1 rRNA gene is annotated in these 1,494 nt (G+C 55.1%); it reads right to left on the reverse strand.

The features are described from left to right. A 23S ribosomal RNA gene (locus ACFPJ1_RS43255) occupies nt 1–1,494 on the reverse strand; the annotation flags it as partial.

The following is a 1,494-nucleotide window of genomic DNA, read 5'->3' on the forward strand; positions in this document are numbered from 1 at the left end:
TCGACTACGCCTGTCGGCCTCGCCTTAGGTCCCGACTTACCCAGGGCAGATTAGCTTGACCCTGGAACCCTTGATCATTCGGCGGACGGGTTTCTCACCCGTCATTCGCTACTCATGCCTGCATTCTCACTCGTGCAGCATCCACAACTAGATCACTCTGCTGCTTCACACGCTGCACGACGCTCCCCTACCCATCCACACACCTGGACACAGATCAAGTCTGTGCCGGGTACAAATGTGAATGCCACAGCTTCGGCGGATTGCTTGAGCCCCGCTACATTGTCGGCGCGGAATCACTTGACCAGTGAGCTATTACGCACTCTTTCAAGGGTGGCTGCTTCTAAGCCAACCTCCTGGTTGTCTGGGCAACTCCACATCCTTTTCCACTTAGCAATCGCTTAGGGGCCTTAGCTGGTGATCTGGGCTGTTTCCCTCTCGACTACGGAGCTTATCCCCCGCAGTCTCACTGCCGCGCTCTCACTTACCGGCATTCGGAGTTTGGCTGATTTCGGTAAGCCGGTAAGCCCCCTAGACCATCCAGTGCTCTACCTCCGGTAAGAAACACGCGACGCTGCACCTATATGCATTTCGGGGAGAACCAGCTATCACGGAGTTTGATTGGCCTTTCACCCCTATCCACAGGTCATCCCCCAGGTTTTCAACCCTGGTGGGTTCGGTCCTCCACGCGGTCTTACCCGCGCTTCAACCTGCCCATGGATAGATCACTCCGCTTCGGGTCTAGAGCATGCGACTATTTCGCCCTGTTCAGACTCGCTTTCGCTACGGCTACCCCACACGGGTTAACCTCGCCACATACCACTAACTCGCAGGCTCATTCTTCAAAAGGCACGCCGTCACACCCACACAAGGTGAGCGCTCCGACGGATTGTAGGCAACCGGTTTCAGGTACTATTTCACTCCCCTCCCGGGGTACTTTTCATCTTTCCCTCACGGTACTAGTCCGCTATCGGTCACCAAGAAGTATTTAGGCTTAGCGGGTGGTCCCGCCAGATTCACACGAGATTTCAAGAGTCCCGTGCTACTTGGGAAAACACTCGGAAGTCACCGTCTTACGCCTACGGGGCTATTACCCACTACGGCTCAACTTTCCAGAAAATTCGACTTCAACGATGATTTATAACTCCCCGACCCCACGGCATTGAGGCCTGAATGCTCCCACAACCCCATGTACGCAACACACGCCGGCTATCACACGCACATGGTTTAGCCTCATCCGCTTTCGCTCGCCACTACTCACGGAATCACTATTGTTTTCTCTTCCTGCGGGTACTGAGATGTTTCACTTCCCCGCGTTCCCTCCAGAACCCTATGTGTTCAGGCACTGGTAACTGGCTTTAGAATGCCAGCTGGGTTTCCCCATTCGGACACCCCCGGATCACAGCTTGGTTGCCAACTCCCCGGGGCTTATCGCAGGCTCCTACGTCCTTCATCGGCTCTTGGTGCCTAGACATCCACCGATTGCCCTTAGTAGCT

The sequence above is a fragment of the Kribbella qitaiheensis genome (genome assembly GCF_042657745.1).
GTDB lineage: Bacteria > Actinomycetota > Actinomycetes > Propionibacteriales > Kribbellaceae > Kribbella > Kribbella qitaiheensis.